General features: G+C 43.3%; 19 protein-coding genes. 11 read left to right on the forward strand and 8 right to left on the reverse strand.

The features are described 5' to 3' along the window. Genes GSF13_RS11955 through GSF13_RS11990 form a run of 8 tightly spaced genes read left to right on the forward strand, consistent with a single transcriptional unit; the run spans position 1 to position 6427 of the window. The gene (locus GSF13_RS11955) at positions 1 to 738 is read left to right on the forward strand and encodes a heme ABC transporter permease (protein WP_010369087.1); all 738 of its coding nucleotides are present in this window, start codon (positions 1 to 3) and stop codon (positions 736 to 738) included. Positions 739 to 740: 2 nt separating this feature from the next. Next, positions 741 to 944: a heme exporter protein CcmD gene (gene ccmD, locus GSF13_RS11960; protein ID WP_010606378.1), complete on the forward strand. Its 204-nt coding sequence runs from the start codon at positions 741 to 743 to the stop codon at positions 942 to 944. Beyond that, positions 941 to 1420, forward strand: coding sequence for a cytochrome c maturation protein CcmE (ccmE, locus tag GSF13_RS11965; protein ID WP_010606379.1), 480 nt, complete (start codon positions 941 to 943; stop codon positions 1418 to 1420). The genes ccmD and ccmE overlap by 4 nt, the downstream gene beginning before the upstream one ends. A 1-nt stretch (position 1421) precedes the next feature. Then, complete coding sequence (locus GSF13_RS11970) at positions 1422 to 3380, forward strand: heme lyase CcmF/NrfE family subunit (RefSeq protein WP_010606380.1); 1959 nt, start codon at positions 1422 to 1424, stop codon at positions 3378 to 3380. A 1-nt stretch (position 3381) separates the two neighbouring features. Next, positions 3382 to 3954: a redoxin family protein gene (locus tag GSF13_RS11975; protein WP_211868486.1), complete on the forward strand. Its 573-nt coding sequence runs from the start codon at positions 3382 to 3384 to the stop codon at positions 3952 to 3954. Next, on the forward strand, positions 3951 to 4415 hold the full coding sequence (locus GSF13_RS11980) for a cytochrome c-type biogenesis protein (protein ID WP_174168563.1): 465 nt from the start codon (positions 3951 to 3953) through the stop codon (positions 4413 to 4415). The genes GSF13_RS11975 and GSF13_RS11980 overlap by 4 nt, the downstream gene beginning before the upstream one ends. Further along, positions 4412 to 5695, forward strand: a complete 1284-nt coding sequence (gene ccmI / locus GSF13_RS11985) for a c-type cytochrome biogenesis protein CcmI (protein ID WP_211868488.1) — start codon at positions 4412 to 4414, stop codon at positions 5693 to 5695. The genes GSF13_RS11980 and ccmI overlap by 4 nt, the downstream gene beginning before the upstream one ends. Then, positions 5696 to 6427: a VacJ family lipoprotein gene (locus tag GSF13_RS11990; protein ID WP_130126584.1), complete on the forward strand. Its 732-nt coding sequence runs from the start codon at positions 5696 to 5698 to the stop codon at positions 6425 to 6427. Between the two features lie 47 nt (positions 6428 to 6474). Here the strand turns inward: GSF13_RS11990 and GSF13_RS11995 are convergent, their stop codons facing one another. Further along, positions 6475 to 8493, reverse strand: a complete 2019-nt coding sequence (locus tag GSF13_RS11995) for a TonB-dependent copper receptor (protein ID WP_211868497.1) — start codon at positions 8491 to 8493, stop codon at positions 6475 to 6477. Positions 8494 to 8582: 89 nt separating this feature from the next. Then, on the reverse strand, positions 8583 to 9803 hold the full coding sequence (locus tag GSF13_RS12000) for an HDOD domain-containing protein (RefSeq protein ID WP_010606386.1): 1221 nt from the start codon (positions 9801 to 9803) through the stop codon (positions 8583 to 8585). 319 nt (positions 9804 to 10122) lie between these two features. On the opposite strand from GSF13_RS12000, the gene putP reads away from it, so the two are divergent. Then, positions 10123 to 11604: a sodium/proline symporter PutP gene (gene putP / locus GSF13_RS12005; protein WP_010606387.1), complete on the forward strand. Its 1482-nt coding sequence runs from the start codon at positions 10123 to 10125 to the stop codon at positions 11602 to 11604. A gap of 86 nt (positions 11605 to 11690) precedes the next feature. Here putP and bcp read toward each other — a convergent pair whose 3' ends face one another. Both bcp and GSF13_RS12015 read right to left on the reverse strand, forming a co-directional pair. Beyond that, positions 11691 to 12164 carry a thioredoxin-dependent thiol peroxidase gene (bcp, locus tag GSF13_RS12010; protein WP_174168565.1) on the reverse strand — a complete coding sequence of 158 codons (474 nt, stop codon included), beginning with the start codon at positions 12162 to 12164 and terminating at the stop codon, positions 11691 to 11693. Positions 12165 to 12173: 9 nt separating this feature from the next. Continuing rightward, entirely contained in the window at positions 12174 to 12707 is a 534-nt protein-coding gene (locus GSF13_RS12015) for an ACT domain-containing protein (protein WP_010606389.1), read from the reverse strand. A gap of 332 nt (positions 12708 to 13039) precedes the next feature. Here GSF13_RS12015 and bamC point away from each other — a divergent pair, with 332 nt between their 5' ends. Together bamC and GSF13_RS12025 are read left to right on the forward strand one after the other, a co-directional pair. Then, the gene (gene bamC / locus GSF13_RS12020) at positions 13040 to 14098 is read left to right on the forward strand and encodes an outer membrane protein assembly factor BamC (RefSeq protein WP_211868499.1); all 1059 of its coding nucleotides are present in this window, start codon (positions 13040 to 13042) and stop codon (positions 14096 to 14098) included. A 65-nt stretch (positions 14099 to 14163) separates the two neighbouring features. Then, positions 14164 to 15534, forward strand: coding sequence for a YjiH family protein (locus tag GSF13_RS12025; protein WP_010606391.1), 1371 nt, complete (start codon positions 14164 to 14166; stop codon positions 15532 to 15534). A 447-nt stretch (positions 15535 to 15981) separates the two neighbouring features. On the opposite strand, the gene GSF13_RS12030 is transcribed toward GSF13_RS12025, so the two are convergent. The 4 genes from GSF13_RS12030 to GSF13_RS12045 form a co-directional block, all read right to left on the reverse strand. Beyond that, complete coding sequence (locus GSF13_RS12030; protein ID WP_174168566.1) at positions 15982 to 16506, reverse strand: hypothetical protein; 525 nt, start codon at positions 16504 to 16506, stop codon at positions 15982 to 15984. A 14-nt stretch (positions 16507 to 16520) separates the two neighbouring features. Further along, on the reverse strand, positions 16521 to 18863 hold the full coding sequence (locus GSF13_RS12035) for a S8 family serine peptidase (RefSeq protein ID WP_174168567.1): 2343 nt from the start codon (positions 18861 to 18863) through the stop codon (positions 16521 to 16523). 229 nt (positions 18864 to 19092) lie between these two features. After that, positions 19093 to 19323 (reverse strand): hypothetical protein, encoded by a 231-nt coding sequence (locus GSF13_RS12040; protein WP_174168568.1) that lies wholly within the window; start codon positions 19321 to 19323, stop codon positions 19093 to 19095. A gap of 130 nt (positions 19324 to 19453) precedes the next feature. Next, positions 19454 to 20830: an L-serine ammonia-lyase gene (locus tag GSF13_RS12045; RefSeq protein ID WP_010606395.1), complete on the reverse strand. Its 1377-nt coding sequence runs from the start codon at positions 20828 to 20830 to the stop codon at positions 19454 to 19456. Positions 20831 to 20938 lie beyond the last annotated feature (108 nt).

Genomic DNA, 20938 nt, shown 5'->3' on the forward strand with positions numbered 1-20938 from the left:
ATGTGGAAGTGGTTACATCCTTATGCCAAAGCGGAGCGTGCTTACCAACTGTGTAACACCTTGCTTCCTTACTTTGCCGTGATTGCGGTAGTGGGCTTAATTGTTGGATGGGTTTGGGGGTTAGCCTATGCGCCAGCCGACTACCAACAAAAAGACAGCTATCGTATTATCTTTATTCATGTACCGTCGGCTATCTGGTCGATGGGCGCATACTCGTCTATGGCTATTGCGGCTATTGTTGCCTTGGTATGGCAAATTCGTAATGCTGAACTGGCGGTTATAGCCATTGCACCTATTGGTGCGGCAATGACTGCGATTGCGTTAATCACTGGTGCTGCTTGGGGTAAACCTATGTGGGGCGCTTGGTGGGTCTGGGATGCAAGATTGACTTCAGAGCTTATCCTATTGTTTTTGTACTTCGGTGTTTTGTCTCTATATCATGCCTTTGAAGATAAAAAATCAGGTGGTCGAGCTGCCTGTATTCTTGCCATTGTCGGGGTCGTTAATCTGCCTATTATTCATTTCTCGGTAGAGTGGTGGAATACGCTGCATCAGGGATCAACTATCACCAAATTTGATACGTCAGCGATTGATCCTTCTATGTTGTGGCCTTTGTTGATCAACATAGTGGCGTTTGCTGGTGTGCTTGGCGTGGTTACGCTAATTCGTTTGAAAAATGAAATTTTACGAAGCGAGCAACACCGTCCTTGGGTCCGCGAATTAGTGAATAGGGGTTAATCATGCAGTTTGAATCCTTCAGTGAATTTTTAGCCATGGGTGGCTATGGCTTTTATGTTTGGCTCTCATTCGGCTCATGTGCATTAATACTGGCTGGTATGTTAGTCGGCTCTATCTTGGATGGTAAGAAGCTAAAGCAAGCAGTTAAAGCGCAAATGGCAAGAGAAGCACGGATTAAAAAAGCAAAAGAGGAGTCGCAAGCATGAATCCTAGACGCAAAAAGAGATTATTCACCGTTGCTGCCGTAATCTTTGGTATTGGCGCAGCGGTTGGGCTTACGCTTTATGCACTACAAGAAAATATTAATTTGTTTTACACGCCGAGCGAGCTTGTTGAAGGTAAAGGTGAGTTAAAAGAAATCCCGCAAATTGGCCAGAAGCTGCGTATTGGCGGTATGGTTGTGCCAGGTTCAGTGGTGCGTGATGAAACGTCTTTAGATGTGTCATTTAAACTTATCGACACCGGCCCTATGGTTACTATTCGTTACAAAGGCATCCTTCCTGACCTATTCCGTGAAGGCCAAGGTATTGTAGCGCAAGGGACGTTAGTTGAGTCTAATGTAGTTGAAGCGTTTGAAGTACTTGCCAAGCATGATGAAGAGTATATGCCATCAGAAGTGGCTGAAGCCGTGAAAGGCATTAAACACGAAAAGCCAAAATATAATTTAAACAGCGAGAACTAAAATGGTCCCAGAAATAGGTTACTTCGCCTTAGTTCTGGCGATGGCATTGAGCTTATTACTGTGTATTTTCCCATTGTGGGGTGCTTATACGGGTAATTTGAGGCTGATGAAAGCCGCTCCTTCACTGGCCGTTGGTCAGTGTATTCTAGTTGTTTTCTCATTTATGGTACTGATCTATATCACGTTAATGGATGACTTTACGGTTGCGTATGTGGCGCATCATTCGAGCAGTACTTTACCTTGGTATTATAAAATCACCTCAACATGGGGTGGACACGAAGGCGCAATTTTACTGTGGTTGGTAATGCAATCCATGTGGACCATGCTGGTTGCTGTGATGTCAAAGTCGCTACCGTGGGTATTGCGAGCGCGTGTGTTAGGTGTCCTTGGCTTTTTAGGGGTGGGTTTTATGCTCTATACCCTGTGGATGTCGAGCCCGTTTGAGCGTTTGCTTCCTTACTTCCCTGTCGAAGGGCGTGATTTGAATCCATTATTGCAAGACCCAGGTATGATCATTCACCCGCCGCTCCTTTATATGGGTTATGTTGGCTTATCTGTGTCTTTCTCTTTTGCAATTGCTGCGCTTTTAACCGGTAAACTTGATAATACTTGGGCTAAATGGTCTCGTCCTTGGACAATGGCCGCATGGGGCTTTCTTACTCTAGGCATTACAATTGGTAGTTGGTGGGCGTACTCAGAGCTTGGCTGGGGCGGTTGGTGGTTCTGGGATCCGGTGGAAAACGCTTCACTGATGCCTTGGCTTGTTGCAACCGCTTTATTGCATTCACTCGCAGTAACGGAAAAACGTGGTGTGTTTAAGTCTTGGACAGTACTACTTGCTATCACCGCGTTTAGTTTATGTTTACTGGGTACCTTTATCGTTCGCTCAGGCATTATCGTATCGGTGCATGCGTTTGCAACCGATCCTGACCGTGGTTTATATATCCTGTCATTCTTAGCTGTGGTTGTGGGTGGTAGCTTAGCGCTTTACGCACTGCGCGTAGCTCAAGTATATAGCGAAGGGCGTTATCAATTCATTTCGCGTGAAGTAGCGCTATGGATCAACAATATCTTCTTAGTGGTTGCGACCTTGATTGTATTATTGGGCACGCTATTGCCTATGATCCACAAAGAGTTGGGCTTAGGCTCTATTTCTATTGGCGTACCTTTCTTTAACCAAATGTTTGCGATATTAATCGTGCCGTTCGCGATTTTGCTGGGTTTAGCCCCTATGCTGCGCTGGAAACAAAATAAAATGCCGCCACTAGTGAAAAAATGGGCTGTATTGATTGCGGTGAGTTTAGTGCTCACCGCGACGTGGTTGTACTCGAGCTACGAAGTGGTGGCACCACTAACGTTCGTTGCGACAGCGCTGGCTGTGTGGATAAGTGTGGCTACTGCTGCTGACTTATTTAATAAAGTGACTGTTCACCCAAGTGTTGCGATCGGCTTTAAAAAGCTAGGATTGAGCTATTGGGCAATGGTACTCGGGCACATTGGTATTGCCTTTGTTATCGCGTCGGTGACGCTAACTTCAGCATACTCAGTTGAGCGCTCCGTGAGCATGAAACCCGGTGAAACGGCGATGCTAAACGAGTACGAATATCGCTTTGATGGCGTAAAAGAAATTCGAGGCCCGAACTACGGTGGTCATGCTGGCGTAGTGACGGTATTCAAAAATGGTAAAAAAGTCACCGAGCTGCATGCAGAAAAACGCCGTTATGATGTAGGGATGCAGTTTATGACCGAAGCCGCTATTGATGATGGTTTCTTCCGTGATTTATATTTAGCACTCGGCGAGCCGCTTTCTGCAGGCGCGTGGTCGCTTAGGATCTATCACAAACCATACGTACGCTGGATGTGGCTAGGTGGGCTACTTATCTCTTTTGCCGGCTTCATTGTGCTTGCGGATAAACGCTACCGCAACCGCGTTAAAAAATCATCCCAAGTGGAGGCTTAACATGAACCGCAAGTTATTAGGTTTAGTGCCTTTTTTGATATTTATTTTCCTTTGTGTGTTTTTGTACCAAGGACTATTTGGTAATCCAAGAGAACTTCAGACAGGCCGTTTAGGACACACTATGCCTGAGTTTTCTTTACCCGATCTAATGGATAGTGATAAAACTTGGACCGCCGACTCGCTTAAGGGTGAAGTCTACTTGATGAACGTATGGGGCACTTGGTGCCCAACGTGCATCGCTGAGCTAGGTTATTTAACTGAGCTTAGAGAGCGTGGCGTGAAAATAATAGGCCTGTATTACGAGCAGGCTTATGACCCTGATTTTGGCGACCAGTTTGATATCAATGCACTAAGACAAGATGTCAATAACATGCTGAGTCTTGCTGGTAACCCATACCAATTTAACATTCTTGATTTGGAGCGTACATTAGCACTGGATCTAGGTGTTTCAGGCGCGCCAGAGACTTTTTTGGTAGATAAGCAAGGTAAGATTTTGTTGCATCATACTGGCGACATCAATGAACGCGTGTGGCGCACTAAGTTTGCGGCAATCTATCAGGAGTTGGCGCAATGAAATATGTAATTGTTTTGATTTTAATGATGATTACTGCAGCGGCGCAAGCAACAGAAGACAAATATAATTTTGCTACAGCGGAACGTGAGCAGACTTTCCGAGAGCTGACACATGAGCTACGTTGCCCTAAATGCCAGAACCAAAACATTGCAGATTCAGATGCCGTCGTAGCCAAAGACCTGCGTGACAAAGTCATCGCATTGGTTAATGAAGGTCAGTCTAAGCAAGAGGTCATTGATTATATGATCGACCGCTATGGCTATTTCGTTCATTATCAACCACCTGTTACGCCTGCAACAATCGTACTTTGGGTACTGCCAGTGGCAATCATTATTTTAGGTTTCGGCTTTATTATATTTCGTCAAAAACGCGCTGCGAAAAAACAAGATTGGAATGCCGCAGACGAACAAAAGCTAGCTGAGCTCATTAATCAATATCAACGTCAGGAGCGTGAGCAGTGAGCGAATTCTCGACAGATTTAACTCAAATGTGGTTTTTGTTTCTTCTGCTAGGCATATTTGCCGGTCTGTTTGTGGTTTTTCCGTTTATTAAAAAGGAAAAGCGCGTCACGGTTGATCACGATGCGAACGCCGAGCGTATCGATATTTTTCATCAGCGTTTGGAAGAGTTAAAAGAAGAGCTTGCTAATCAGCGTATCGAAAAAGACAGTTATAATGAATCTGTGGTTGAACTCAAGCGTCGCTTATTGAACGAGTTATCGCCTGAACAATCATTGACGAGTCGTGGTGACAACCGTGTATTAGCGCTGACAGGTATTGCTTTTATGGTGCTGGTGACAGGTGTCTTTTATTACTATACGGGTAGCCACAGGCAAATAGCTAGCTGGCATGAAGCCGTTGAAAAGTTACCTGAGTATGGTGAGCGTGCAGTAATGCAATCTGGAGAGCCGCTAAATGCCAACGAGCTACAAGCATTTGCGCTGGGACTAAGAACTAAACTAGCAACCGCTGGCGACGATGCAGTTGCATGGATGTTGCTTGGTCGTGTTGCAATGTCACTTAGTGACTTTGAGATGGCGATACAGGCATTTGATAAAGCACTCGTGATGCAACCTAATAACAATAATGTTTTGGTGAATTATAGCCAAGCATTATTGATAGAGGGCTCAGAGCCAAGTATGAATCGCGCGGCCAGAATGTTGTCAAAAGTGCTCAAGAATGATCCAACGAATATTGATGCGATTAGCTTGCTGGCGTTAATTGCCTATGAACGTCAAGATTGGAAAGAGTCAAAAGCCGCTTTTGAAGTCTTGTTGTCACAATTAACCAAAGATGATCCGCGTTATGAGATGATCGCAGGGCGGATTGCTGAAATCGAGCAAAAGGTGGGTCAACAAACAGATGAACAAGTAGCTGTAAAAGCTGGTATTGTCGCTACTGTAACCATTTCAGCTGAGTTACAGAACAAGATTCCAACGGACAGCACTTTGTTCGTTTTTGCAAAAGCGGCTGAAGGCCCAGCCATGCCATTGGCGGTCGCCAAAATTACAAACTTTAACTTGCCAATGACGGTAAACCTAGATGATAGTATGGCAATGATGCCTGAATTAACCTTGTCGAAATTTTCTCAAGTTACGGTCACCGCACGTATTTCTAATGATGGTTCAGTAATGCCTTCAGATGGAGAACTAGAGGGTGCTTCAAGCGTAATTGAACTTCAACAAGGCGAAAATCAGCTCACTGTCGAGATTAGTCGTGTCTTAACAAATACAGGGAAATAAATGCTTAAAGCTGTGCTCACAGGTTTACTTGCGCTGACCGTTGTCGGTTGTGCGCAAGTACCCGAAGAGAAAAAGGATCCACGAGATCCATTTCAATCACTTAACCGTCCACTTTATGACTTCAATATGGATGTGTTGGACGCCTATATCTTACGGCCTGTTGCTAAAGGATATGTTGCGGTGACTCCCGCTCCTGTGCGCAGTAGTGTGGTTAATTTCACCACCAACATCGCCGCGCCGACCGATGCAGTAAACGCGGCATTGCAGGGCAAGCCTGATCATATGGCAATCAATGTTGCTCGCTTTTTAGTTAATTCTACGGTCGGTATTTTTGGCTTGTTTGATGTTGCGAAAACACTTGGCCTTGAGCTTAAAGACGAAGATTTTGGCCAAACCCTTGGGGTGTGGGGCGTTGGTGATGGTGCGTATATTATGATCCCTGCTATGGGACCGACGACCGCGAGAAACTTAACGGGTGATGTAGTCGATAACTTTGTCTTGCCAGAAATTGCACTCACCACGCCACAAACAGTATTAGTGTTTGCGCTGCGTGCGGTTGAGGCAAGAGCGGCTTTGATGTCACAAGAAAAGCTGCTAAATGAGTCGCTTGATCCATACACTTTCTTAAAGGATGTATACTATCAACGTCAATTGTATGAGCTATTCGATGGCAACCCGCCAATGGAAGAAGAGCCGGATGATTTTGACGAGAACTTTTTAGAGAACCTGTAAAAATAAAGGTCGGCAATCGCCGACCTTTTCGTTATCTTTGCGAAAACTTAAAAGCGCCAGTTGAGATTTGCCCAAATAGTCCTTCCCGGCTCATTGACTCGATCAATTTGGTCAAAGCCACTTACTGCGGCGCCTGAACGACTTAAGTGCTCGGCATAGGTTTTATCGAGCACATTATCTACTCCTGCACTGAGTTGTAATGCATCGCTATATTGATAATTGGTGTTGAGTGCAAGTGTACCAAATCCAGTCGTTGCAGCGATATCCTGACCTGCAATATTCCCTTGTCCAATCGCCACTCTATGCTGGTGTTGTACTAATCTTACCAATCCGCCTAGTTGCCACTTATCGCTTAATTGGTAATTGCTTGCAATACGCAGTTGCAAAGGTGGTTGCTGAGCTAATGCGAGATTGTCAGTAAGGTTATTACCCTTAACATAGTTGATACTTCCGGTGAGTTGTAGCGCTTTGCTCGCTTGCCACATTACTTCACCCTCAAAACCGAAGGTTTCCGCGTCAATATTTCTGGTCACTTTTGACGTCATATTCATCTTTTCAAACATATTGTCGACTAATAAATAGTCGTCAATTTGGTTATAGAACACCGAGAAATTGACGTTAATGGCCTTGAACTGTTTTACCAATCCAGCATCTAATTGCAAGGTCTTTTCAGTATCGACATTAAAGGCAGAAATAGACGTTTCACTTCCTCGACTACCACCGACAACTTCCCAGTAATCGGGAAAACGCTCTGTAACGCCGAAACCGGCAAAATAGCTGCTGTTTTCAGACTGTGCTTGATAACGGCTAAATCCGCTGAATAACGTATCGTCTCTTGTTTGTAGGGCGGTTGGGTTTGGTTTCATTGACATCATTGCGTTTATCATGGTGCGATGATCTTCACTCTGCCAATCATCAATGCGTAATCCGCTAACCCATTGGCTGGAGCGACCCAATTGATATTCGAACTCGGCAAATACACCGAGCTGTCTAAATTCAGCATCTATTTGGCGCGGCATCGTTTCTACCGGATTGTTGAATTGATCTCGGCTGACTCGATTGCGGTGCTCATTTGCTTGATAATCGACACCGTAGACAAAAGTATGTTGGGCATTGACTTCTGAAGTCAACGTAAGCTTTGCGCCATAAGTTTTACGGTCAGGATTGGAAGAGGTTGGGGTTTTCATCATCATGTTAGCAACAAAAGGACGTAAGCTATGATTGTCCATGATGTGGTCGACGTAGTTATAGTATGCGTTGAATGTTAACTCTTCAATCAGAGATGAAAGGGAGGATAATTTGATATTCAGGCCAATATTTTCTCGGTCGAAGAGGCTACCATCCATCATGCGGTCGGCATAGGCAACTTCACCATCGCTCACCCCGTAAGTGATAGAGTAAAAGGCGTCATCGTTTGGGGTATAGGCAAACTCTGTGTCTATATTCCAGCGCTCGTAAGCCGAGTGAACTTTGGTACCATTGCCATCTTCATAATCATCAGCATCGCTGTAATTTGCAGCGATCCGAGCGTATCCGCGTTCATTACCAGCCTTGATATCACTGTTAACACTGTGGCGGCCTTGGCTCGACAGCACCGCATTGGTAAAGCCAATCACTTCTGACTTAGCTAGGCGTTCATTTTCACGCTCAAACACCACAGTGGCAGCACTGTTGCCTGGACCATACAACACAGTTTGTGGGCCTTTGATGACTTTTAATGTGTCGTAGGATTGTGGCGTAATATATGCCGTTGGCGGGTCCATGCGGCTACCGCAACCACCCAGCGTTTGCCCATTATTGGCGATAATGGCAACTCTAGAGCCTGCCATGCCACGAAACACAGGGTCAGCGCTTGCGCCGCCTTTTTTAATTAGTGAGAACCCCGCAATTGAAGAGAGTAAGTCCGCGCCGTCTTGTGCTGGTAGTGGTTGGCGTACTGCTTTTGTATCCGTTGTTAGCGTAATTGGTGTTTGCATCGGTGCAATAACAACGATTTTTTCAATTTCATCGGCATGAGTTATGGGGGATAAGGAAACAATAGCAAGAGAGAGTAGAGTGCGTTTCATAAGTTCACTTTGAAGTTGTTTTGGTGAACTTATTTTATCGCTATCAGGTGCTTAGCGGGATGCGACAGATTGTCGCATCCTTTGATAGGTTACTCTATCGCTTTTATTTGAGTGTCACTCCAAACTTGTGACTTTTGATATAGCTCTGCGATATTTTGGCTGGTTACGCCAAGAGATTTTGATATGGTTTCAACACTATCCCAATCACCTTTTTCCAGAGATTCTGCAAGGTCTAGATAGATACCAAAAGCACTCGGTTTCTTCAGTAAAGTTGATTTAATTTCTTGAGATAAGGGTAACTTCGTCAATAAACTGGCCATATCGTCATCAAGAATGGCGTCCATCAGTGACATCATACCAACCAAAAATGTACTCCCAGTATCGGAGACTTTGTTGGCCTTAGTTGCTATTGCTTCCATAAAGTGTGCACGCAATAATGAGAGTGAAAGCAGCTCTTTGGGCTTTTCAGTATTAAGCTGTGAAGCAAACAATAATGAGATCAGACGCTTAAGCTCATCACTACCGAGTACAACCAAGGCTTGTTTAATCGTCGATATCTCTGCTCGGCGTTTAAATACGGCACTATTTGCATAACGAAGAAGTTTGTAGCTTAGGTTTACATCACGCTCGAAGACCTGAGTGATCCTAGCAAGGTCGGGCTCAACGCTTGAAGTCTCATAAAGCAATTCAGCCATGGCTAATTCCGAGGGGGCTAGTGCTTTGGTTTTGACCATCTCGGGTTTGGCAAAAAAGAAGCCTTGAAAATATTTGAATCCAAGCGACTTGGCGAGTTCAAACTGCTCGTAGGTTTCTACTTTTTCTGCCACTAAATCAATGTTAGGAAAATCCTGTATCGCACCTTTAATGGCATGAATTTGGTCAAGGTTAGTCGCCAAAAAGTCGACTTTTATTTGGTCGATATAAGGAAAAAAATGGCGCCACACATTTTGGTGATGGTAATCGTCAAGCGCTAGTGTATAACCTTGCTCTTTTAGCTCTTTGACACAGGCTAAGAGCCGTTTGCCCGGTTGTACTGTTTCTAATATTTCTACAACAACTTGCTCGGGGGCGAGCATTTGTACATAACCTTTAGCAAGTGTTTCTAGGGTGAAGTTAATGTAGGCTGGCTGTTGATTGGTTAAATCATCTAGGCCAAAGGTAAACTGGCTGCCCTCAACTAACCGGCTTGTCGCTTCATCGCCGTCAATTTCGGGAAATACGTTACTTAATCCATCACGAAATAAAAGTTCGTAGCCAATCAATTCCCTTTGGACATCAAAAATTGGCTGACGAGCCGCGTAAAAGTACATAGATACTACCGTCCAAACAAAATGCTATTGGCTTTAATATAAGGTAAAAGCGCAGTCAGGTCACGCTGGGAAATTGAGTTTACAGAATATGGGTAAATACAGAGCATAGGGTGAATGATAATTAACCAGTTTAATTAGGTACAAATAAAATACTATTTTGGTCAATAGTCTCAGGTGGTTGGGTGTATGGTTTGTGCGTGTTATAGTGAGGTCTTTATGTTTTTGGCTTTTATTCAAAGTGAGTTAGAAATCGAATAATTAAGTGATAGAAAAAGCTCACATTTGGAGAAGAGCCCAACTAACAATTTAGGAGGCTAATTTGGAGATTGGTACGATAATCTCTCTCGCACTGTATTTTATTGCGATGCTGGGAATTGGGTTATATGCATATAAAAAGTCGACCAGTGATGTGTCTGGCTACATGTTGGGTGGCCGTAGTCTGCCACCAAGTGTAGCAGCTCTTTCAGCTGGTGCATCCGACATGAGTGGTTGGATCTTGATGGGTCTACCTGGCGCAATGTTCCTCTATGGTTTTAGCAGTACATGGATTGCAATTGGCCTTGTGATTGGTGCTTGGCTCAACTATTTATTGGTCGCACCGCGCCTGCGTGTTTACACAGAGTATGCAAATGATGCGATCACCATTCCTGACTATTTTGCCAATCGTTTCGAAGATAAAGGAAATGCGTTAAGAATAGTCTCTGCGTTAGTGATCATTGTTTTCTTCACGCTATATACCTCTTCTGGCGTGGTTGCCGGTGGCAAGCTGTTCGAAAGTTCATTTGGCATGAGTTATGAGAGCGGCTTATATATCACAACTAGTGTTGTTGTGCTTTATACTTTATTCGGTGGCTTTTTAGCGGTAAGTCTGACTGACTTTGTCCAAGGCTGTATCATGTTTATCGCTTTGATTTTAGTGCCTTTAGTTACCTTCTCATTACTCGATAATCCACTTTCTCAAACACTGAACGAGTTAAATCCGTCGATGTTAACTTGGGTGGGATCAGCTGGCGCAATAGGCATTATTTCTGCAATGTCTTGGGGTCTTGGATATTTTGGTCAACCCCATATTATCGTGCGCTTTATGTCTGTTCGAAGTGTTAAAGATATGCCAACAGCGCGCCGTATAGGTATGAGCTGGATGATAGTCGCAGCTCTCGGTGCCGTGGGCACTGGTTTGTTTGGTGCTGCTTATGCACATGAGCATGGGATTGTTGTAGACGATGCTGAGACCATTTTCTTGATTTTATCCCAGTTATTGTTTCACCCATTGATTGCGGGATTCTTACTTGCAGCTATTCTTGCGGCAATTATGAGTACCATTTCTTCGCAGTTGTTAGTGAGTTCGAGCTCGTTAACGGAAGACTTTTATAAGATATTCTTGAACAAAAATGCTTCGGATAAAGAACTTGTGCTTGTTGGTCGTATCAGTGTACTAGTTGTAGCGCTTGCTGCCATTTATCTTGCGTACGACAGAGATAGCTCGATTCTAGATCTTGTGAGTAATGCTTGGGCAGGTTTTGGTGCGGCATTTGGCCCGCTAGTATTGATAAGCTTATTCTGGTCTCGTATGAACTTTGCTGGAGCACTCGCCGGCATGGTATCTGGTGCGGTGACTGTGTTGGTATGGATCTACGGTCCGTTTACTTATAATGGCGAGCCGCTTAGTGCGACATTATATGAAATTGTCCCAGGATTTATTGTTGCGACAGTCGCTATCTTTGCTGTTAGCCTACTGACCAAGGAACCAAGTAAAGAGATCACTACCTTATTTAATAAAGTAGAAAACGCGCTTGATTAAAGTCGGTTGAAGCGGATAAAAAAACGGAGCATTCAGCTCCGTTTTTTATTTCTCAAATATACGTATATACGGCTTAACGAGTCACTTTAAGCGTGTTCTTTCAAGTGGTTAATCACGACTTCATGGTGGTCTTTGGTTTTAAACTTATTGAACACGTGCTTGATGGTACCATCTTGACCGACTAAGAAAGATAGGCGATGAATACCGTCATACTCTTTACCCATAAATTTCTTTAAGCCCCACACACCAAACTCATCGGCTACCGCGTGATCTTCATCCGAAAGTAAGTCAAAGTTAAGCTCTTTTTTGTTTTCAAAGTTCTTTAACTTTTTCACAGCATCTGGACTAATGCCAACGGCTACGGTGTTTAATTCAGCCAGTTCAGCTTTGTGGTCACGCAGATTTTCAGCTTGAACGGTACAGCCCGGGGTCAATGCTTTAGGATAAAAATAGACTAAAACTTGATGTGACTTTAATAAAGTAGCAAGCTCAACGGTCTCGTCGTTTTGGTTTTGCAGTGAGAATAATGGTGCTTTATCACCGATTTTCAAAGTATTCATAGTAAATCCTTAGCGAATGCGTCTGAATATATAGTCTACGTTTAAGGAGTGTGAAAGATCTTCGAACTGAACTTTAAAGTTATCGATATCCACATCTACAGGAATATTAAACTCGAGCTCGCAGCGCATATGTAGCTCGTCTTCTTGCTCAAAGGTATCTGACTTCAGTGAACAAATATTCACCCCTTGCGCTGCGAAATAGCGTGTTACTTTACTTAACGTACCAGGAGTATCTAACCCTTCATATTCCAAAGTATAACCTGCACTGTATTCGCCTTGTTGATGGCTTGCGGTGCGTTTCATCATCGTTAAAAGGCCAAGCTCCATCCCTTTGGCAGGTAAAGTGTGCTCGACACGACTGATAGACGCCATGTCACCGGCAAGTAGCATGATAAAGGTAAACTCATTGCCCAATATTGCAATTCGACTGTCAATAATATTACAGTTGCAGTCACTCACAAGCTGTGTCAATTCGCCAACAATACCAGATCTGTCTTCTCCAATGGCGGTTAAGACAAGTTGATGGTTTGCATGCATGGTCATTTTGGAACCTCTGATTTCACGTAATGCGCTCAAGGTTAATAATTAACGCGAAATACTACCATATCTGAGTTTTAGCGCTAGCGCGTTGTAATAAAAAATAGAATTGTGCTTGCTGGACATGGTTGCTTGTTTTTCTAATGTATGACAAGTAACATAGGGCAAAATTTTGGCTATGAAATACGTGTTCCCAAAATATTTGATGGGACATTCGATGTCATAGCACTAACAATTCAGAGATTGTCAATTTTTGGCAACTTTGTGTGAACCAATTCGGCAATCCTAAATCATAACTTTGATTCGAATAATAATAGGGTTTGCTAAGGAGTAAATGAGTGCAGTATTGGATCCCAAAATCACTGGTTCTTGGAATTACCGTGAGTCTAAGCGGTTGTAGTATTTTCACAAATGATGCACATCACGAAAGAAATTATCGTGCAAATGCTCCGGTGAAAGCCCCTGAAGGCTTGTCTCAACCTTACCGAGATCCTGAGTTTGCCATGCCAGTTGGTCAATATGAGAACACGGCCGAGCCGGTAAGTTATCGTGCACCGCAGCAAGTATTGACGGTTGCGCAAGGTAGTTGGGTCGAGCAGGGTGAAGACGCCGCAAGGATTTATTTTGATAAAAATGATGGGATAGAAGATTTACCAGCATTTATTTGGCGCGCCGTGGACGGCGTCGTCGCAATGCATAACGCTGGGTTTGAAAGTGATAACAAGGCACAAGGGACAGTGACGACAACTTGGTATTCACTGATCCAACCAAAAGACGGCTGGTTTTGGGAAGAAAGTGTAGAGCCGTCTAAGCAAAAATTTAAATTTACCCTGGAACAGAAAGAGCACCAGCGTACCGCATCAATTCGTGCAGAGTTGGTTGATTATCAAGGCGATGACGAGTTAACTGCGCTTCAAAAGAACCACTTAGAGGTACGAGCGCTTAATGAAGTTGTGACCGAATTTGACTATCAATATCGTTTACTACAAGTTGAAATGCGTAAGCGCCAAGGTGTACTGGCACTTGAACTTGGATTTGACAAGAATGGTGATTCGGCGCTACTGACTGAAAAAGGTCAAGAAGCGGTACTTGATCGCTTCTCTAACTTCCTAGAAAGAAGTAACTTTACGGTTGTTCGTGTCGATAGGGAAAAGCAGGAAGTTTTGGTTCGTTACGAAGCGCCTGAAAGCAGTGTTTGGGATTCTATTTGGGGTGAAGAAGCGGTTGTATTACCGATTGATAATGGTGATTACACGATAAAGATCGCTCAAGCGCAGGACACGCGTACTTCCATTACCTGGAAGGATAGCGAGGGGAATGTACTTGATGCAAACACCATGAATAACCTGCATCAAGCCTTGATCACTTTGCTAAGGCAAAAAGGTCTAACGATTTAATAAATATAATAATTTAAAAACGAAAAGAGCTTCGGCTCTTTTCTTTGTTTTTGTGGAAGTAAAAAATGACAGAGAGCACTATGACACCACGCTCCACTTTACAAACGTGGTTTGCGTTTATCGTACCGTCATTGATTGGTATTTTTTTGTTTATGACGCCAGTAGCGGTCGGGGAGGCAATGACTATCCCGATTGCAGTGATGGCAAAATGGTTGCAAGCGCAACTAGCCCCTTTTATGAAAGACATGATCGTTGCAATAGTATGTATTACTGGGATCATGAGTCTGGTGGTTAAACTCCTAAGACCCCAAGCGCTATTAAAAATAACCATAATAAGACACCTATTCGATGTAAGCTGGATTTGGTTAATAACCCGACTAGTTGGTATGGTGTTTATTGTGCTTACCTTCAATGGTGTTGGTCCAGAAGCGATCCATTCGGAAAATACAGGGGCGTTAGTGCTCAATGATCTTTTGCCCGTGCTATTTTGTGTATTCATTTTAGCCGGACTATTGCTGCCACTCCTACTTAACTTTGGCTTGCTTGAGATGGTTGGTACGCTTCTGACCAAAGTGATGCGCCCTTTATTCGGGGTGCCAGGACGTAGTGCAGTAAACTGTGTTGCATCTTGGCTTGGTGATGGCAGTGTCGGTATTTTGATGACCGCTCGCCAATATGAAGATAAGCATTACACACAACGAGAAGCAGCAATCATTGGTACTACATTCTCTGCGGTTTCAATCACTTTTTGCTTAGTCGTTATTGGCCAAGTCAAACTTGAACACCTGTTTGCTCCATTTTATCTTACCGTATGCGCAGCCGGCTTTGTTGCCGCGATTATTGTGCCGCGTTTACCACCGCTCAGATTTAAAAAAGATATTTATGTTGATGGTAGTGATCATAATGAAGATTCTGAAGCTGTGCCTAAAGGGAAGGGCTTGTTTAGCCACTCCCTAGATATAGCGCTTACCAAGGCTAAAACGGCTCCAGGGGTGAAAGGAACACTAGAAGAAGGCCTGCACAACGCATTAGATATGGTGTTTGCTGTGTTACCTGTAGTGATGGCTGTAGGTACTTTTGCGTTGATTATTGCTGAGCATACGCCAGTATTTCAATATTTAGGCACACCTTTCGTTCCTTACCTCGAGCTACTCAATGTGGCAGAGGCAGAAAAGGCCGCGCAGACAATAGTTGTCGGCTTTGCGGATATGTTTATTCCGTCAATTCTTGCCGCAGGTTCCATTGAAAGCGATACCACCCGATTTATCGTTGCTGCCATGAGCGTAACTCAGCTTATTTATATGTCAGAAGTTGGCGCGTTGCTGCTTGGCAGCAAAATCCCGGTGAACTTATGGGAGCTATTCCTAATCTTTATCTTGCGAACACTTGTTACTCTGCCTGTCATCGTCTTCATGGCCAAGTGGTTAGTTGGCTAAAACAGGACACTCAGTAACAGAGTATACTGATAACCCACAATATTTACCCGCCTAAATATTGTGGGTCAGTTGACTAACTTCATACAGATATTCATTATTCTATTTCTCCCCATAACCGATTGGTACTAAAAATAAGCTATTAAATTCCCTCCTCGAGCAATCATCGCTAAAGCTATAGCCTAAGACACGGGGCCTAAATTGGTATAACTTAAGTTTCAGCCAATGCTTGTATTTTTAATAGGCAATTTTATAAAGAATAGTAAGTATACGAGTTTAGGTTAGTTATAAAATAATGGATTTCAAAATACGGAGGTCACTTTTGATCTAGCCATATCTGAGGTTTTAGGGGGTAGCAGAAAATATAGTCATCAGTGTATTAGGCTTTTGAAGCGTAAAAAAGCCCCATTCTAAATGAGGCTTGAGAAAAATTAGTGTTTGACAGGAAAATTATCTAGATGTGTATAAAGTACCTAACACTTCAATTCTAGCTTCAACTACCTTTCCTGATTGCTTCAGTTCAGCAAGTTTACCTAGTAAATCTTGGTTGCTGTTTACACTAACAACAGCAATTCGGCCACCGTCATACGTATTTTCAACAGCAACGCCGTACTCACTTGCTAATTCGCGTGCAGACGCATTGTCTTTCATAAGCAGGTTGATGTTACCAGATACTGGAGCAATCTCACCATTGAATATATTTTTAACTAAAGAGCCTTTAGTAAATAACTGGCTGATAGACGTCGACTTGACTAGCGCTTTTTCACCTTTTTGGCTAATTACAGCACTAGGATCTGCAATGGCTAACGGAACTAATGCATAGTCAGACATAATCTTATAAGCACCAAAATCAGGCTTTTCAAAATTTGCCACTTTGTTTACTTTCTCCAGTTTAGGAGTCAAGTTGTCTCGAGCCTCTGCTTGAGTTAAGAATAGTGAAGTTGTAATTAATGCCGCGATTTTTAACTTGTTCATAGTATACACTCCAATTACTCAGCAGATTGATGGCCAAAGATACGTACAGCTGCACCCATCAGTTTTGATGGCGTTGAATTGTTTACGTATCCATCGTAGACAATATCACCTGTGCTAGTCGTCGCAAACGACTTGTCTGACACGTCAAACAAGCGAATTGTCCACTCTCCTTTAGCTGACTCACCATAGAAGCTGTTTGATAAAAATACGCCATTTTTTAGGATATAGCCAACCTGGAAGCCAGCACCGCTAAAATCATATGCAGGGCGTATCAGTGCTTGTCTAGATGATAATAAAACGCTTCTCGTACCGCTCGGAGAGATAACTTCAATTGCCAAGTCAGAACCAGCTGTAGACTGTATAACAGCTTCATCATTTTGAATTCCCATACCAAACTCATCGTTAAATACATCCAGTTTGAATTGGATAGCTTCAACGTTGATGTCCTCTGAGACAGTCACTTTGTAAGTGGCACCAACTTCACTGTTATCAGGGATTGCCATCTCTAGAGAATCTTGACCCATTACGGAGCCTTGGCCAATCCAATCTGTAATAACTTCTTCACCAAGTTTAGTTGAGTAAGACTTGGCCATTTTAACTGCTGCACCGGCATCTACACGGCCAAAACCATAAAGGTTATTATGGCTATAGCCAGCTGCGTTTTCTACCCAGCCATCATGCGCGATAAATTCACCAGCGCCTACTGGCACCGTTACTGGCGCATTTTCGGCGTCATTTTTGGTGCTTGTTGACACAATGATATGACGTACATCTCTCCAAGTCAGCTCACTGTTCGCTGATAGGATCAGAGAGATCACGCCTGAAGCGTTTGGTGCTGCAGAAGAGGTTCCATTCATGGTTGAACGGTAATTACAGTTAGGGTTTTCTGGATGTCCAGGGTAATCGAATGGGTATTGGCTTGCAGCGAACTCCTCTCCATAAGCTCCTGTCCAACTGGCGATTGCGCGACCAGTATAACCAGAACTACCACTTAAACATGTCATTGGATCAGTCGTAACCATTGCAGGAGCCCAACGGCCATATTCCCCAGCAGGAGCTGCTGCTAACAGGTTTGCCCCAGCGCTTGAGTAACTAGTATGTTTACCATTTGAGTTAACGGCACCAATAGAGAAATAGTAAGGGTGCCCTTGGCTACTTTCACTGTTGCTATTGTAGCAGGTTAATCCTAAGTCATTTGCACCATTGTCATCACAAAATGAGCCTTCTAAGTCTTCACTTACAAAACTATTACCACTTGATTTTACGTTAGTAGCACCTTTGCCTGAACGAAGCTTCCTGTTTGGATAAGATTCAATTGCTTCATCAAGTTCCGAATAACTAAATTGAACAGGGTAGGTAAGGCCATAGCTGCGGTTGAATACAGAAATAGACTCACTTTCTGTTATCCCAGAGCCAGGAAAGCCATGAACTAAAAGATCTTGCTTTGGTGTCTTGTCACCGCTAGCTAGTAAATTCATTCCGATAAGACCAGTATCAGGCGAAACACCACGGCCGCCTAGGCCGTTCCAGCCTTTAGATGCAATCAGACCTGCAACACTAGTCCCGTGGTCACCATTAGTCGCTGTGCTCGTAGGGTCAGTTTTATCAAGCGCATTGTCAAGTAGGTTAAGAGAGCGATTTGGCAAAACGTTAGGAGCCAAATCTTCATGTCTAATTTCTAGGCCTGAGTCAACGACAACGGCTGTCACACCTTCGCCCGTTACACCCTGGGCAAATGCTGCTGGTACATTCATATCTTCACCAGCGACTAAGATGTTTGATTCTGCATCCGCAAATTCACTATTCCAGTACTCAATCGCTTGTTCTTCAGTCATAATGCCACGACCGACGTAGAGGTCGACCAAGCCTTGTTTCATTGCATCACTCAGTGCATAAGCCTTTTGACCCGTATTATTTAGGTGCCATTGTTGGTAAGCAAGAGGGTCAGTTAGTGATGCTGGGATCTCAATACTACCGTTGGCTGACTTTCCTTTTGCAGTAACAGTGTACTTAATAGTTGCCGCTTCGCCAGATATTGGCAAGTAATCAAAAGCGGTTAGGCTTTTCAGCGTTAAAATACCATGAGGAAAAGTGTAAACATTATCTACAGGCGAAATCTCTGTCTCACCGTCAAATATTGTAATTGATAGATTGTCACTATCTGCGTCGGAGGCTTGAATCGAGCCTGAAATGGTCTGCCAATGTTTTACATTTTCCAGCCGGGTAACACCAGCCTGAGGTGCATGATCTAGCTCTTGAGCTGAACTATTATTGTTGTTATCGCTTCCACCACAAGCTGATAGTGCTACTACTATCGCTGCGGATAAAGCGGTGTATTTGAATTTATTGTTATTCATATTATTTACCTTTGTACACTTTGCAGTAACGAATGTACTCAAGTAAATTAATGTTAGCAATTATATAATTTTAAGTTTTGTAAACTAAGTGTAATCAATTGTGTGTTTTTATCATTTAATTCAATTGGTTATCTTCTTTGAAAACAAATGTAAACAGTAACAAGAGGTGAAAAAAGTAACCAGAAAGGATTCCTTTCCTTTGTCTAGTAGCGCTATTAGCCGTATTTTTTTATAAGTTATTTATATCTTTTTTAACTTGATAACCTTCATCGGTAACAATTTGCTCCAGTGTTGCCACTCTTGCTTTTAATGCAGCAATCTCTGAGTGTAGCTCATCATGCACCTTTGTTCTTTGTGCGTCTATTTTTTTAAATTCCAAGCGACGTTTATAGATTTCGCTAATTATTCCTCCACCAACACTAATAAGTACAATCAAAAAAACCATTGTAGTGCCTGACATAGCCAATTTACTCCTTTTTGTTGATAAGTAATATCATGACGAATTCATTGTAGTGACGATAAAAAATGGCATCATGATTTACCACCATGATGCCATTAAGTCATCTGTAAAGTGAACTGACAATTGTCAACTAGCACTCAATAATGTTTACCGCCAATCCACCGCGCGCGGTTTCCTTGTATTTAGTTTTCATATCGTTACCGGTATCAAGCATCGTTTTAATCACTTTATCTAGTGATACTTTTTGATCGCCCGTACCGCGCAAAGCAAGACGAGAAGCATTAATGGCTTTAATAGAACCCATTGCATTGCGCTCAATACACGGAACTTGCACAAGCCCACCGACAGGATCGCAGGTTAGGCCTAGATTATGCTCCATACCAATCTCAGCGGCGTTCTCAACGTGTACTACGTTACCACCCATTATTTCGGTAAGAGCGCCAGCAGCCATTGAACACGCAACACCTACTTCACCTTGGCATCCAACTTCAGCGCCAGATATAGAGGCATTCTTCTTATATAAGATCCCAATCGCCGCTGCGGTAAGTAGATAACGTGTGGCAATCTCTATATCCACTTCTTTGATAAAAGTGTGATAGTACATTAACACCGCTGGAAGAATACCGGCTGCACCATTGGTTGGTGCAGTTACTACGCGGCCGCCCGCTGCATTTTCTTCATTAACTGCAAGTGCAAACAAATCCACCCAATCCATTGCGCGCAGTGGATCTTGGTGCGTTTCTACACTGAGTTTTAAATACAGGCTAGGTGCACGACGACGAACCTTTAAACCGCCTGGTAAAATACCTTCGGTTTTCATACCACGTTCAATACAAGCTTTCATTACTTGCCAGATGTGGAATAGCGTTTCTTTGATTTCAGATTCTTTACGTAGCGTTTTCTCGTTGGCCATCATTAACGAAGACACACTGAGACCAGACTCTTTACACATTTCCAGTAGTTCGGCGGCTGAATTGAATGGGTAAGGTGCCGGGTTTTCTGTTCTGATATCTAGCGCAGCTTGCTTTTCAGCTTCAAAATTCTGATCGGTAACGATAAAGCCACCACCAATCGAATAGTAAATTTGGCTATGAGCAAGCTCTTCGCCTTTATACGCTTTGATTTCCATTGCATTGGAGTGCTTAGGCAGCGTTTTTCGACGGTGAAAAACAATCGCGCCTTGCTTAGGAAATTTTACTTTATGTTGCTTGTCGAGATAGATAACCTGTTCATTTTCTATGGTTTCTAAGATCTCTGGTACTAGATCTGCGTCTATGGTCTCAGGATCGTAACCCGCAAGTCCCAAAATAACAGCTTTGCCAGAGCCGTGGCCAATACCTGTTTGGCCTAAAGAACCGAACAGTTCCACTTTCACCGAAGTGATATCATCAACGATGCCTTGTGCCTGAAGGTCTTGTACGAATAACCTAGAAGCACGCATTGGTCCCACTGTATGAGAGGAAGAAGGTCCAATACCGATACTAAACATATCGAATGCACTGATCATAAATTTTACTCACATTGCCTTTAAAACGGACGCCATCATAACGTGTCTACTTAGGGAAGTAACCCATAATCGGCAAAAGTATATGCCAGTTTTGCAGTAAGCATGATA

The sequence above is a fragment of the Pseudoalteromonas sp. M8 genome, from assembly GCF_018141365.1.
GTDB lineage: Bacteria > Pseudomonadota > Gammaproteobacteria > Enterobacterales > Alteromonadaceae > Pseudoalteromonas.